16 protein-coding genes and 1 pseudogene are annotated in these 13,094 nt (G+C 57.9%); 5 read left to right on the top strand and 12 right to left on the bottom strand.

The window, feature by feature from the left end; translation table 11 throughout:
- Positions 1-190: pseudogene (locus KGB06_RS26620) on the top strand (hypothetical protein); the annotation flags it as partial.
- Between the two features lie 6 nt (positions 191-196).
- On the opposite strand, the gene KGB06_RS26615 reads toward KGB06_RS26620, so the two are convergent.
- Together KGB06_RS26615 and KGB06_RS26610 are read right to left on the bottom strand one after the other, a co-directional pair.
- On the bottom strand, positions 197-430 hold the full coding sequence (locus tag KGB06_RS26615) for a DUF1161 domain-containing protein (protein ID WP_223521133.1): 234 nt from the start codon (positions 428-430) through the stop codon (positions 197-199).
- 157 nt (positions 431-587) lie between these two features.
- The gene (locus KGB06_RS26610) at positions 588-1,019 is read right to left on the bottom strand and encodes an OsmC family protein (protein WP_223521131.1); all 432 of its coding nucleotides are present in this window, start codon (positions 1,017-1,019) and stop codon (positions 588-590) included.
- A gap of 237 nt (positions 1,020-1,256) precedes the next feature.
- On the opposite strand from KGB06_RS26610, the gene KGB06_RS26605 reads away from it, so the two are divergent.
- Positions 1,257-2,258 carry an LLM class flavin-dependent oxidoreductase gene (locus KGB06_RS26605; RefSeq protein WP_223521129.1) on the top strand — a complete coding sequence of 334 codons (1,002 nt, stop codon included), beginning with the start codon at positions 1,257-1,259 and terminating at the stop codon, positions 2,256-2,258.
- Between the two features lie 65 nt (positions 2,259-2,323).
- On the opposite strand, the gene KGB06_RS26600 is transcribed toward KGB06_RS26605, so the two are convergent.
- Both KGB06_RS26600 and KGB06_RS26595 read right to left on the bottom strand, forming a co-directional pair.
- Entirely contained in the window at positions 2,324-2,548 is a 225-nt protein-coding gene (locus KGB06_RS26600; protein ID WP_223521127.1) for a DUF1161 domain-containing protein, read from the bottom strand.
- A gap of 122 nt (positions 2,549-2,670) precedes the next feature.
- Positions 2,671-2,886, bottom strand: coding sequence for a dodecin (locus KGB06_RS26595; protein WP_007947897.1), 216 nt, complete (start codon positions 2,884-2,886; stop codon positions 2,671-2,673).
- Between the two features lie 155 nt (positions 2,887-3,041).
- On the opposite strand from KGB06_RS26595, the gene KGB06_RS26590 reads away from it, so the two are divergent.
- Positions 3,042-3,368, top strand: a complete 327-nt coding sequence (locus KGB06_RS26590; RefSeq protein WP_223521125.1) for a YqjD family protein — start codon at positions 3,042-3,044, stop codon at positions 3,366-3,368.
- Here KGB06_RS26590 and KGB06_RS26585 read toward each other — a convergent pair.
- Positions 3,365-4,258 carry a LysR family transcriptional regulator gene (locus KGB06_RS26585; protein ID WP_223521123.1) on the bottom strand — a complete coding sequence of 298 codons (894 nt, stop codon included), beginning with the start codon at positions 4,256-4,258 and terminating at the stop codon, positions 3,365-3,367. The two genes, KGB06_RS26590 and KGB06_RS26585, sit on opposite strands and share 4 nt — an antisense overlap.
- 124 nt (positions 4,259-4,382) lie before the next feature.
- On the opposite strand from KGB06_RS26585, the gene trpB reads away from it, so the two are divergent.
- The gene (gene trpB / locus KGB06_RS26580) at positions 4,383-5,618 is read left to right on the top strand and encodes a tryptophan synthase subunit beta (protein WP_223521121.1); all 1,236 of its coding nucleotides are present in this window, start codon (positions 4,383-4,385) and stop codon (positions 5,616-5,618) included.
- On the top strand, positions 5,618-6,430 hold the full coding sequence (trpA, locus tag KGB06_RS26575; RefSeq protein ID WP_223521119.1) for a tryptophan synthase subunit alpha: 813 nt from the start codon (positions 5,618-5,620) through the stop codon (positions 6,428-6,430). Before trpB ends, trpA begins: the two co-directional genes overlap by 1 nt.
- Before the next feature lie 95 nt (positions 6,431-6,525).
- Here trpA and KGB06_RS26570 read toward each other — a convergent pair whose 3' ends face one another.
- The 7 genes from KGB06_RS26570 to KGB06_RS26540 form a co-directional block, all read right to left on the bottom strand.
- Complete coding sequence (locus KGB06_RS26570) at positions 6,526-8,487, bottom strand: DUF4105 domain-containing protein (protein WP_223521117.1); 1,962 nt, start codon at positions 8,485-8,487, stop codon at positions 6,526-6,528.
- Positions 8,484-8,804 carry a DUF2388 domain-containing protein gene (locus tag KGB06_RS26565; protein ID WP_223521115.1) on the bottom strand — a complete coding sequence of 107 codons (321 nt, stop codon included), beginning with the start codon at positions 8,802-8,804 and terminating at the stop codon, positions 8,484-8,486. The genes KGB06_RS26570 and KGB06_RS26565 overlap by 4 nt, the downstream gene beginning before the upstream one ends.
- Positions 8,805-8,831: 27 nt before the next feature.
- A complete protein-coding gene (locus tag KGB06_RS26560; protein ID WP_223521113.1) occupies positions 8,832-9,149 on the bottom strand; it encodes a DUF2388 domain-containing protein in 318 nt (105 codons plus the stop codon).
- Positions 9,150-9,256: 107 nt separating this feature from the next.
- Positions 9,257-9,574, bottom strand: coding sequence for a DUF2388 domain-containing protein (locus KGB06_RS26555; protein ID WP_223521111.1), 318 nt, complete (start codon positions 9,572-9,574; stop codon positions 9,257-9,259).
- 535 nt (positions 9,575-10,109) lie between these two features.
- Positions 10,110-10,325, bottom strand: coding sequence for a DUF1127 domain-containing protein (locus tag KGB06_RS26550; protein ID WP_007902752.1), 216 nt, complete (start codon positions 10,323-10,325; stop codon positions 10,110-10,112).
- 319 nt (positions 10,326-10,644) lie between these two features.
- Positions 10,645-12,138, bottom strand: coding sequence for an acetyl-CoA hydrolase/transferase family protein (locus KGB06_RS26545; RefSeq protein ID WP_223521109.1), 1,494 nt, complete (start codon positions 12,136-12,138; stop codon positions 10,645-10,647).
- Positions 12,139-12,351: 213 nt separating this feature from the next.
- On the bottom strand, positions 12,352-13,094 hold a 743-nt coding region (locus KGB06_RS26540; protein WP_223521107.1), incomplete at its 5' end, for an NAD(P)(+) transhydrogenase (Re/Si-specific) subunit beta.

Raw genomic sequence — 13,094 nt, 5'->3', positions numbered from 1 at the left:
GGGTGGGGACATGGGGATGATGGGCGGTCCATCGGAACGGTTGTGCTACCTGACCATCAAGTACGATCATTTCGAAGCCGGCCAGCGTTATTTGCTGGTCGGGCAGTCCATAGCGTTTATCCCCGGCGCCCGGTTGTACAACGCCAAACGCGAGATCGTCGCTGAAGACAGCGAGTCCTATTGCCTGTGAGGCGAATCAGCGGTCATTTTTCTGATAGATGATTTTCTTGGTGCCGTTTTCGCATGAGCCTACGACCATGTTCTGATCGTGGACTTCGTCATTGGTGACGATTTCCAGGGTGTAGGACGAAACCCTTTGGGCCTGGATCTTGGCTTCGATCTCGGCCTTGAGTTCTTCACAGGGTTTCGGTGCTGCGAGGGCCGATGTGGCCAATGCGCAACAGATAACCGCCAAGGTAAAACGTTTCATGGTTGAAGCTCCTTTGAGGCAGCGCGCAGGGTAATACGCTTTCACTGCTGTCATTTATTCGACCACAATTTGGCTGGTCAGGTTTTGTCCGGGCGCAAAAAAAGACCGCTGCCTGCTTCAGACTGCGATCTTTTCCAGGTGACTGCAAACGCTGTGATCAGCTGAGCAATGTCGCATCCAGACTGATTTTCGCATTCAACACTTTGGAAACCGGGCAGCCTTCTTTGGCTTTGTTGCTCAATTCCACAAACTGCGCCTGAGTTGCCCCTGGGATTTTCGCCTTGAGGGTCAACTTCACGGCCGTGATCGCAAAACCACTGTCCACCTGATCCAGGGTGACTTCGGCATGGGTATCGATGCTGTCAGCCTTGAGACCGGCATCGCCAAGAATCATTGAAAATGCCATGGAGAAGCACCCCGCATGGGCGGCGCCGATCAGCTCTTCCGGATTGGTGCCTTTGCCGCCCTCGAAACGCGCTTTGAAGCCGTAAGGTGCTTCTCTGAGCACGCCGGTTTCAGTGGAGATCGAGCCAATGCCGGTTTTCAGGTCACCTTCCCAATGAGCCGATGCTTTCTTCGTAATAGCCATATCTGCCTCCTCAAGATCCGGCGCGAAGCGCCTTCGTGGTTTTCGGTTACAGGGTTCTGAGGATAGCCGCTGGTGCAAAGTTCACCTGATCTCATTAGTCCTACTGTTTTCGTAGGTTTTTTTGGCTTGGCTATTGAATCTCGGGTATATGCCCTCATTGCATGAAGCACGCTTATGGATTCGGCAGGTTTTCGTTTGCAATAAAAAACCTGCGACCTCAATTGGAGAAGCAGGTTTATGAAACGACTGTCCGACATCAAGTTCTCGACCCTTGATCTGGTGCCTGTGCGCGAGAACGGCAGCGCAGCTCAGTCGCTGCGCAATTCCCTGGACCTGGCGCAGCACGTCGAAAAATTCGGCTACAACCGCTTCTGGGTCGCCGAGCACCACAACATGGACGGCATCGCCAGCTCGGCGACTTCCGTGTTGCTTGGCTATCTGGCAGGCGGTACCTCGACCATTCGGGTCGGTTCAGGTGGCGTGATGCTGCCTAACCACGCGCCGCTGGTAATCGCCGAGCAGTTCGGCACCCTGGAAAGTCTGTACCCGGGGCGTATCGACCTGGGCTTGGGCCGCGCGCCCGGTTCTGATCAAATGACTGCCCGCGCGCTGCGTCGTGAACGTTCCGGCAGTGCCGACGACTTCCCGGAAGACGTGGCCGAATTGATGCGCTACCTCGGTCCACGCACCCCGGACCAGCGAATCATCGCCATGCCGGGCACCGGCACCAACGTCCCGGTCTGGTTGCTGGGCTCCAGTCTGTTCAGTGCGCAACTGGCCGGTGAGCGTGGTTTGCCCTACGCCTTCGCCTCCCATTTCGCACCGCGTTTCATGCATGAGGCGATTCGCGTTTACCGCAATCACTTCAAGCCTTCAGCGGTATTGGATAAGCCCTACGTGATGCTCGGTGTGCCGCTGGTGGCTGCTGATACAGACGAGCAGGCTGATTATCTGGCGACGTCGGTCTATCAGCGGATTCTCGCGCTGATGCGTGGGCAAAGTCTGGTTCAGCGTCCGCCGGTGAAAACCATGGACGGGTTGTGGCTGCCGCATGAGCGGGAAGCGGTCAGTGATTTCCTTGGGTTGGCGATGGTGGGTAGCCCGCAGAAAATCCGCGCCAAACTGGACGTGCTGGTCGAGCAGACTCAGGCCGACGAACTGATTTTTACCTGCGACCTGTACGAACATGCCGATCGTCTGCGCTCCTATGAACTGTTGGCGCAGGTTATTAACGGCTGACACTTAAACGGCACTCACAAAAAAGCCGACGCCATTGCGTCGGCTTTTTCAGTTTCGAAGATGGGTCAGCCCTGCTTGTAGACGATTTGCCTGGAGCCTTTTTCACAGGTGCCAACGACTTTTCCATCAGCAGCAGCGCCTTTATCGACGATTTCAAGTGTGTAATTGGAAACACCCTTAGCATCCAGTTTCGCTGCGATTTCGGTTTTCAGCTCGTCACATGACTTGCCCTGGGCAAAGGCTGTTCCCGCAAGGCTCAACAAACCAATCGCCAAAATAAACTTCATCATCGGTCGCATTCCCTGGTCGGATCAAAAGGGGCATCCAGCCAACTGCTGGATGCACACATGTAGCGCTTTGCCTTTCCAGATGGCCCTCGGCCAGCGCGCAATTTCAAAAGACTAGCTCAAACTCAGCTGCTGGCAATCCGGAATCCGACTTTGAGCGTCACCTGAAAATGTGCCGCCTTGCCGTCCTTGATGTGCCCGCGGGTTTCGGTCACTTCAAACCATTCCATGAGCTTGAGACTTTTGCTGGCTTCAGCCAGCGCATTATTGATGGCGTCTTCAATGCTACTGGTGGACGAGCCGACCAGTTCGACTTTTTTGTAGGTGTGATGGTCAGTCATGGCGTTCTCCTCAGGGTGTGAATTACAGACTAGCAGTGATTTTTGGTCTTACTTGCGTCGGCCAATCAGAAAGGGATATGCAGATTTACTGCACTTTCTCCAACCCCTGAAGTCCCAATCAACACACGCAACTCAATCAATGCAGGAGAGCCACCATGGCCAACACTTCATTACGTAAAGCCTCATTGCAAAGCATGGAAGCCGAGATCGAGAGTCTGCTGAAATCGTTGGAAAGCCTGAAAGACGATGCTTCGGACGAGTCGCGTAGAACTCTGAAAGCCTTAAAAGCCAATGCCGAAAGTGCGCTGAAACATTCGCGTCATCTGCTCAGCGATGCGTACGAAGAAGTCAAAGTCAAAACCCGTGAAACCGGCATCGCCACTCGGGACTACGCCCAGGAACATCCTTGGACGACAGCCGGTGTTGCCGTGGGTGCGTTGGGTCTTCTCGCGGCCTATCTGTTGTGCAAACGCGGGGATTAATCCGCTGGGTGCAGTTCATTCTTGAGCCACTGCGCCAGTTGCCGAGCCCGCCCGTCCGCGGCACGCTTGGGTAACCACAACGCCAGTTGCGCCGGGGTTTCACTGAAACCCCATGGCGCAACCAGGCGACCGGCCTTCACGTCTTCGGTCACCAGCGGCTCCGGTGCAATCGCCACCCCGAGGCCAGCCACCGCAGCTTCCAGCAAGTAATACAAATGCTCAAAACCCTGACCGTACTTCAACGCCTTGGCGTCGAGGCCGCTTTGCTGTGCCCAACTCGGCCACGCCTGGGGTCGTGAGGTGGTGTGTAGCAATGGCTCCTTCAGCAGCGCCATGGCCGGTGCGCCTTGCAACCTTTCGTAGCCGGCGAATCGCGGGCTCATGACCGGGCCGATCCGCTCGCTGGTCAACTCATAGACTTGCATGTCCGCAGGCCATGGCGGCTCTGCAAACACCAGCAATGCATCGAGTCCTGGACGACGCGGATCGAGATCGCCTTCTCCGGCTGACAGGTGCAGACGCAAGTCAGGCAGGTCCGCATTCAGTCGTCCCAGGCGTGGAATAAACCAGCGCGCGAGCAGACTTCCCGAGCAACCGAGTACGAAGGGCGCATTGGCGGTGCTTTGCGTCAGCTCTGCACACACCGTGCGTAACCGTTCGAACGCTTCGCCGCTGGCATCACGCAAGCGAATGCCGGCATCTGTGAGTTTAAGGCCGCGACCGTCCTTGATGAACAGGCTGACGCCGAGGTGTTCTTCGAGCACCTTGAGCTGCCGGCTGACCGCGCCATGGGTGACGTGCAGCTGTTCGGCGGCCTGACTGACGCTGTTCAGTCGGGCAGTCGCTTCGAAGGCACGAAGCGCGTTCAGCGGGGGAAGGTCGTGACTCATGGGATCTGTGAGTTTTCCTGACAGGTTGTGGCGATCTTATCGGTTTTCAGTGCGGGGCGTCAGGGGTAGAGTTAAGCCCACTCTCTACAAAAGCATCATCCCACCCATTCAACCGGAGCGACCCATGACTCAGACTAATCTGCGCAACGGCCCCGACGCCAACGGCCTGTTTGGCGCGTTCGGCGGCCGCTACGTCGCCGAAACCCTGATGCCGTTGATCCTCGACCTGGCCCGCGAATACGAAGCGGCCAAGGCAGATCCGGCGTTCAAAGAAGAATTGGCTTACTTCCAGCGTGACTACGTCGGACGTCCAAGCCCGCTGTATTACGCCGAACGTCTGACCGAGTTCTGCGGCGGCGCGAAGATTTATCTCAAGCGCGAAGAGCTGAACCACACAGGCGCGCACAAGATCAACAACTGCATCGGCCAGATCCTGCTGGCGCGGCGCATGGGCAAGAAACGCATCATCGCCGAAACCGGCGCGGGCATGCACGGCGTGGCGACTGCCACCGTGGCGGCGCGTTTCGGTCTCGACTGCGTGATCTACATGGGCACCACCGACATTGAGCGTCAGCAAGCCAACGTGTTCCGCATGAAGCTGCTGGGTGCTGAAGTGATCCCGGTCGTGGCCGGCACCGGTACCCTGAAAGATGCGATGAACGAAGCGCTGCGTGACTGGGTGACCAACGTCGACAGCACCTTCTATCTGATCGGCACTGTGGCCGGTCCGCACCCTTATCCAGCGATGGTTCGCGACTTCCAGGCGGTTATCGGCAAGGAAACTCGCGATCAATTGCAAGCTCAGGAAGGCCGTCTGCCGGACAGCCTGGTGGCATGCATCGGTGGCGGTTCCAACGCCATGGGCCTGTTCCACCCGTTCCTCGATGACAAGAGTGTCGAGATCATTGGCGTTGAAGCGGCCGGTTACGGTATCGAAACCGGCAAGCACGCGGCCAGCCTGAACGGCGGCGTACCGGGCGTGCTGCACGGTAACCGTACGTTCCTGTTGCAGGACGACGATGGCCAGATCATCGACGCCCACTCGATTTCCGCCGGCCTCGACTATCCAGGCATCGGTCCGGAACACGCTTGGTTGCATGACATCGGTCGCGTTCAGTACACCTCGGTAACCGACGACGAAGCCCTCGACGCGTTCCACAAATGCTGCCGTCTGGAGGGGATTATTCCTGCACTGGAAAGCGCCCACGCCCTGGCCGAAGTGTTTAAACGCGCGCCGACCCTGCCGAAAGATCACCTGATGGTGGTCAACCTGTCCGGCCGTGGCGACAAAGACATGCAAACCGTGATGCACCACATGGAACACTCCCAACAAGAGCAATCCAAGCAGGAGAAACACTGATGAGCCGCCTGCAAACGCGCTTTGCCGAACTCAAGGAACAGAATCGCGCCGCCCTGGTGACCTTCGTCACTGCTGGCGACCCGAGCTATGACACTTCCCTGGCGATCCTTAAAGGCTTGCCCGCGGCTGGCGCCGACGTGATCGAGTTGGGCATGCCCTTCACTGATCCGATGGCCGATGGTCCGGCGATCCAGCTGGCCAACATTCGCGCTTTGGGCGCCAAACAGAACCTGGCGAAAACCCTGCAAATGGTTCGCGAGTTCCGTGAAGGCAACAGCGAGACTCCGCTGGTACTGATGGGTTATTTCAACCCGATCCACATGTACGGCGTGCCGCGCTTCATCGCCGACGCCAAAGAGGCCGGCGTTGATGGTCTGATCGTGGTCGACTTGCCCCCGGAACATAACGGCGAGTTGTGCGACCCGGCTCAGGCAGCGGGCCTGGATTTCATCCGCCTGACCACCCCGACCACCGATGACGTGCGTCTTCCGACCGTCCTGAACGGCAGCTCCGGTTTTGTTTACTACGTGTCGGTTGCTGGTGTGACCGGCGCAGGGGCGGCGACTCTGGAACACGTTGAAGAGGCGGTTGCCCGTCTGCGTCGCCACACTGATTTGCCGATCAGCATCGGTTTCGGCATTCGTACTCCGGAGCAGGCGGCTTCCATTGCTCGTCTGGCTGATGGTGTTGTTGTGGGGTCGGCGTTGATCGATCACATCGCCAACGCTTCGACACCGGATCAGGCGATTGACGGCGTACTGAGCCTTTGCGCAGCGCTGGCAGAAGGCGTGCGCCAAGCGCGAGTCAGCTGAAGTTCAAGTTCCTGATACAGAGGAATTAGAGCCTCGCGGCACAGACTAAACAGCAAGACCGAGGGCTTCAGAACTGTGTTCTGAAGCCCTTTTTTCTACGGCAGTTCCAACCCGCCTGCTGCTTTGTGCAGCTTTCTCAGATGTTCGCCAACCTGCTTCAGGTTGGCTTCATTGGCGGCCATTTCGGCAGCACGGCCGGGTTCGAGCAGCGCTCGCACTTCCTTGTCCAGATCCCCTGTCAGCGCCAGCAACTGCTTTTGGCGCTGGCTGCTCTCCGACTCCAGGCGTTCCCACTCACTGGGTTGGGGCAATCCATAACCACCGCTGCCGAGCAGTTCAGCCGGACGGCTAAGGTAGCCGCTATTGGCGAGAATCTGTTGCAAGGTCGCATCGGCCTTGTCCATGCCGCCGTGTTCCAGGTTCCGAGCGCCGAGGTAGCGCTGCTTGACTTCGTCCTGGGCCAGCAGCATTTGTTGGCGGAAGGCTGCCTGCTCCAACAGCAGCAATGCGGCACTGGCGCGCAGGTCTGCCTGCTCGAACCATTGCCGGCGCTCGACCGCTTTCAATGCCAGCCAGTCTTCGACTTTGTCCTGCTTGATCGGCACGCGCTTTTTCAGCACGTCGAACATGGCCTGATAACGGTCGCGGAAGGAATCGAAGCGATAGCCCAGCCGGAGCGCTTCGCGTGGGTCGTCAAGCACACTGGTATCCGCCAGTCCTCGACCCTTGAGCACTTCCAGCAGGCCGTTCGGCATGATGTTATCCAGCCCGACCAGTTGCGCATGGTTGGTACTGCTACGCAGCAATTTCAGTTCTTCTACCGCACAGTTGTTCGATAGGAAAAAGTAGTTGCCGTCGTAACTCCAGTGCATCTCGGCGGCATGTTCCACGACACCTTCGATCTCGCTGTGCGACAGGTTCAGTGGCACCGAAGCCAGGCTGCGCAGTTCGGTCTTGGTGTACTCGTCGATGACCTGGGAGAGCGGCAGGACAAACAGGCGTGACGGGTATTTACCAATGAGTCCGCCCCAACTCGAAAGCTGCACGTCACCGACGAAGGCGCGGTAGGACAAGACCAGATGCTGGTCCAGATCGAGACGGCAGTCGGGGCCCCGTGGTCGCCCTGGCGCACAGATGACCAGCCGCAACATGCTGTGGCCCCAGCGGCTGACCCAGTTCTGATTGGCTTCGGCCAGCAGATAGTCGATGGCGTAGACCCGTTCCGGATCGACCTGCCCGAGGGGTTGCTTGGCGAAGTCATTGCCGGCGTTGAGAAAGGCGACGGTTTTAGCGCAGGTGTTTTTGGTCGCCGGTGCCCAGCCAAAGTGTTCCTGGTAGTAGCGGTACAGCGCCGGGCGACGACAGGCGTAGCTCGGGTCGAGGAGGAAATACTCCATGTTGACTGCGACGAACTCTTTCGGACTGCTCGTTTCGTAAATGTCCGGGCTGCGGGCGATCTGTCGGTTGTGCTGTTCACGCTCGCCGCGACGGCCGACATATTGTGGCCAGCCGGCAAGGTCGAGCAGGCGCGGATCGTCGCTGAGGGTAAAGCGTCGATCAGTCTGGCCACGGCACTGATCGGGAATCCCCACCAGTCCCGAGCTACTGTTGCGCCGGGTACAGTGTTGAATCAGTTTGCGCTCATCGTCTGGCCACAGGCGCGAGCGATCATAGATGTGGGTCAGTTCGTGCAGCACCGTGGCGAGCATTTCGCGGCGGACAGTGCCATGAGGGCGATAAGTCTTCTTGCTCGCAGCACTGCCGTCGGTGAGGCTGGCGAGCAGGTTACGGTTCAAGTCGAGTTCGGACACCAGCGATGCCTGGCCGTAGGCATTGCTCGGCATGTCATCGGTCCAGCCGACATCAATACGCCGGTCCAGTTGCTCGATGAACCGGGGCGGCAACGCCTGCATGGCTTCATCGAGCAGTGCCTGACTGGCTTGCTGTTGAGCTGGGCTAAGACCTTCAGTCTTGAGCTGTAATTGCAGGCTGGCGTGAGCCGTGCTGCCGAACAGCATCATGACCCCGGCCAGTAGCCAGGCGGCTGACGGCCTCACAGTGCGAGGATGGCTTCGGCGAGTACCTGATCACTGGCATCCCGGGCTTCCGGCACGCGAACGCGCAGGGTATTGAACGCTGCTTCGAGGCGCGCGCCGCGGATATCGCCATCACTGGCCACGAAACTCGCGGCGTCGTCCTGGGCTTCGCGGATGATCTTCGAGTCACGAATGGAGGTGGTGGTATCAGAGGTGAAATCAAGCGTGCGTTGGGTGGCACGAATGAGGACGTTACTGGTGGCAACCAGGGTATGGGCCTGGGCCACATCGGCCAACAACAGCAGGCCAAGGGTGGCAGCAATAAGCGGGCTACGCATGGAACGACTCCGAGGGAACAGGGATAACTATTGGACGAGAATTGCTTGTGCCAGTTCAAGGTCGCGTGCATGAAGTTTTGGCTGGGTATAGCGCAGATAAATCAGGGCGGATTCCAGCTGTGCTGCACGCAATTGGCCCTCGCTGGCAATGAATGCCGCTGCATCATCGTGAGCGACGAGCAGCAGTTTACGGTCGAAGGGTGCGCAGGTCACCAGACTGGCGCCGTAACCACTAGCCACAATGCCTTGAGTAGAAAGATTAAAGGCATCGAAGGCATGGGCCGAGCCGGACCAGCAGGCTACAAGAATGACCGGAGTGATCAACAGCAGTGAATGAAAACGCATGAAGCTCGATAGCTGGAAGCGGGCCTCAAGGCTAGCGCAACGTCCGGTCTAGAGCCAGTGCCGAAACACGGGGACACGTTGGGCGTGTCCCGCGTCAAGGCTATCGCTTAGATGGTCAGAATCGCCTGCGCCAGCTGTGCATCTGTTGCATTCAGTTGTGGAGCCTGGTGGCGAATGTGATCGAGGGCGCTTTCGAGTTTTACCCCGCGGATAGCCCCTTCGCTGGCAACGAAGCTGGCGGCATCATCACGGGCAGCCAGCACAATCTTGTCGTCCTTAAACGAAGAAGTGATGTTGGAAGTAGCATCTGACGTGGCTTTGAATGCTTTGACGACGGCATCGGTGGTCACGATAAAGCTGGTGGCGTGGGAATTGGCAGCCACGGCAAGCAGGGCTGCAACGCTGAGCAGACGAAGTCGGGACATGGGGTTACTCCTTTGGACAAAATCGATTGAGAGGTGGCGAGGCAACTGCTGGATGACGCCTGTCGTACAGCATTCGCCACGTTCTGGTTTTGATATTAGGCCTGCTTTGTTCTTTCGCACAGTCCGGCCTGTTCATCCAAAACGCTAGCACCAGACAGGTTTATCCATTTTGTTGAGGCAAGCGTATGGCTGATGCCCAGCTTTCAAAGTTGCTGAGAGTTGCGCTGATCCCGTAAACGCTGGGGTCTGGCCCGTTCCAGGCAGTTGAAGTGCGCTGTCCGGAAACCAAAGGACGTGGGGCTTCGATTTCAGCGGGATCATTCCTCTGTCATTGCAAAACAAGCACACACTGTTGGAATTGTACCTGTGCAAAGTTGACGTGTCTAAAACTGTACCTGTACTCCGCGGGCATGGTCGTTTTTGGGAGAAAAACACGAAAACGACAAAGCCCGTCGTGGTTTTCCACGACGGGCTCTGTTTTTTCAATCTGGATTGCTGGCAGTGGACCCAATAGGTCAGGGCCAGCGACGCTAACTTAGCGCCAGAACGGCTTGCTCAGCTCTTCGTAACGCTGTGCTTCGCTAATCCCTGCGTCAGCCAGCAGACGCGAATCCAGGCGAGCCAGTTGGTGGCGGCTGGAGATGCGGCGCTGCCACAGCATCAGGTTGGCGATAACGCGCAGAGGCATGGAAGCCTGGGTTTTTGCAGCAGTGTCTTCGAAGAACAGCTCGGAACTGAGTGTACGTTCCATGATTGACATCCTTCCGCTTGTGGCGGGATTAGGTAGTGGTTTAACTGGTGCCCATGATCCTCTCGTTTGCCTAGTCTCTGTAGATACAGTTCACCTGTATTGTGAGGGACCAGTTAACTGTTAATAGGGGGTGTACTGGTCGAAATTGAAGCAACTGTACCTGTCTGCACCTTAATGAGGCGTTTTCCTTCGGTTGACTGAAAAAAGTAGGTTTCTTCGGTAGGAAATGACCGGTACAGCAGTACAGTTTTAAACATTTTTTTACCTGGCAACGGCAGACTGACGAAACTGTGTTTGCGTCAGCTGCCATCTGTACCAATTACACCTTGAGCATGCGCCCCGTTTCTTCCAGGTTTATGTGCCAGCTCAGCGCATCACGCAGGATATGCGGCGTATGCCCGCCAATCGCACAAGCAGCGGTGAAGTAGTCGTCCAGGGCCTGGCGATAGTCCGGGTGCACACAGTTGTCGATGACGACCCGCGCCCGTTCCCGGGGCGCCAGCCCGCGCAAGTCCGCCAGGCCAATCTCGGTGACGAGGATGTCGACGTCGTGCTCTGTGTGGTCGACGTGGCTAACCATCGGCACGACGCTGGAGATCGCTCCGCCCTTGGCAATCGATTTGGTGACGAAGACGGATAAATGCGCATTGCGCGCAAAGTCGCCCGAGCCGCCAATGCCGTTCATCATCCGTGTGCCGCAGACATGGGTGGAGTTGACGTTGCCGTAGAGGTCGAACTCCAGCGCCGTGTTGATGCCGATGATGCCAAGTCGGCGCACCACTTCAGGGTGGTTGGAGATTTCCTGTGGGCGCAGGACCAATTTGTCCTTATAGCGTTCCAGGTTGCCAAACACATCGGCATTGCGACGGCTCGACAGCGTGATCGAACTGCCCGACGCAAAACTCAGCTTGCCGGCGTCAATCAGGTCGAATGTCGAATCCTGCAGCACCTCGGAGTACATGGTCAGGTCTTCGAACGGCGAATCAATCAGGCCACACATCACGGAGTTGGCAATGGTCCCGATACCAGCCTGCAGTGGGCCGAGCTTGTTGGTCATGCGTCCGGCCGCCACTTCCTGCTTGAAGAAGTTGATCAGGTGGTCGGCAATCGCCTGGGTTTCGGTATCCGGTGGCAATACGGTGGACGGCGAGTCCGATTGATTGGTGATCACGATCGCGACGATCTTCTCCGGCGGGATCGGGATGGCGGTGCTGCCAATGCGGTCATCAACCTTCACCAGCGGAATCGGCGTACGGGTTGGACGGTATGTCGGGATATAAATGTCGTGCAGGCCTTCGAGATTCGGGTTGTGCGCCATGTTGATCTCGACGATCACGTGTTTGGCGAAGATCGCGAAGCTGGCCGAGTTGCCGACTGACGTGGTCGGCACGATATGGCCGTGCTCGGTGATCGCCACCGCTTCAATCACCGCGAGGTCCGGCAACTTGAGTTGCTGGTTGCGCAATTGCTCCACGGTTTCCGAGAGGTGCTGGTCGATGAACATCACCTCGCCCGCATTAATGGCTTTGCGCAGGGTGCTGTCCACCTGGAATGGCATGCGTCGTGACAGTACGCCGGCTTCGGTGAGTTGTTTGTCGAGGTCGTTGCCCAGGCTGGCGCCGGTCATCAGGGTGATCTTCAGCGGCGAGACCTTCGCGCGCTCGGCCAGTGCCTGGGGGACGGCTTTGGCTTCGCCGGCGCGGGTGAAGCCACTCATGCCAACGGTCATGCCGTCCTCAATCAGAGCGGCGGCGTCGACGGCGCTCATCACTTTATCCAACAAGGAAGGCAGGCGAATACGGTCACGGTACATGGGATGTTATCTCGGGCAACGGGTAGCAGGACGTGCAGTCTAGTGAATTACACCGACTCCTGTCCCGCTACCAAGGTCGCAAATAAGGCGTCTATTCCGGGCCTTTCGAGCAAAACATCATTACCGGATCGGTAACAAAAGCGTAGTTTGTCTGACGATTTGCGCAAACAAAAACGCCCCGACGAGTCGGGGCGTTCTGTGTGCCGCTGAGGGTTACTCGACGGCTTTGACCATGTCTTCGATGACTTTCTTGGCGTCGCCGAACACCATCATGGTCTTGTCCAGGTAGAACAGCTCGTTGTCCAGGCCGGCATAGCCGCTGGCCATCGAACGCTTGTTGACGATGATGGTCTTGGCCTTGAACGCTTCCAGAATCGGCATGCCGGCAATCGGCGATTTCGGATCGTTCTTCGCCGCCGGGTTGACCACGTCGTTGGCGCCCAATACCAGCACCACGTCAGCCTGGCCGAACTCGGAGTTGATGTCTTCCATCTCGAACACCTGGTCGTAAGGCACTTCGGCCTCGGCGAGCAATACGTTCATGTGGCCAGGCATCCGACCGGCAACCGGGTGGATCGCGTACTTCACAGTCACGCCGCGATGGGTCAGTTTCTCGGTCAGTTCTTTTAGCGCGTGCTGTGCCCGTGCAACCGCCAGGCCGTAACCCGGAACGATGATCACGGTGTCGGCGTTGGTCAGCAGGAAGGTCGCGTCGTCAGCCGAACCGGACTTCACCGGACGGGCTTCCTGGGCGCCTGCAGGACCGGCGGCGGCTGTGTTGCCGAAACCGCCAAGCAGTACGTTAAAGAAGGAGCGGTTCATCGCCTTGCACATGATGTACGAGAGGATCGCACCGGACGAACCCACCAGGGAGCCCGCAATGATCAGCATCGAGTTGTTCAGCGAGAAACCGATACCGGCCGCTGCCCAGCCGGAGTAGCTGTTGAGCATCGACA

The sequence above is a fragment of the Pseudomonas sp. GL-B-19 genome (assembly GCF_019956415.1).
Taxonomy (GTDB): Bacteria; Pseudomonadota; Gammaproteobacteria; order Pseudomonadales; family Pseudomonadaceae; genus Aquipseudomonas.
Note: the sequence above shows the minus strand (reverse complement) of the source record. Positions and strands in the feature narration are given on the sequence as shown.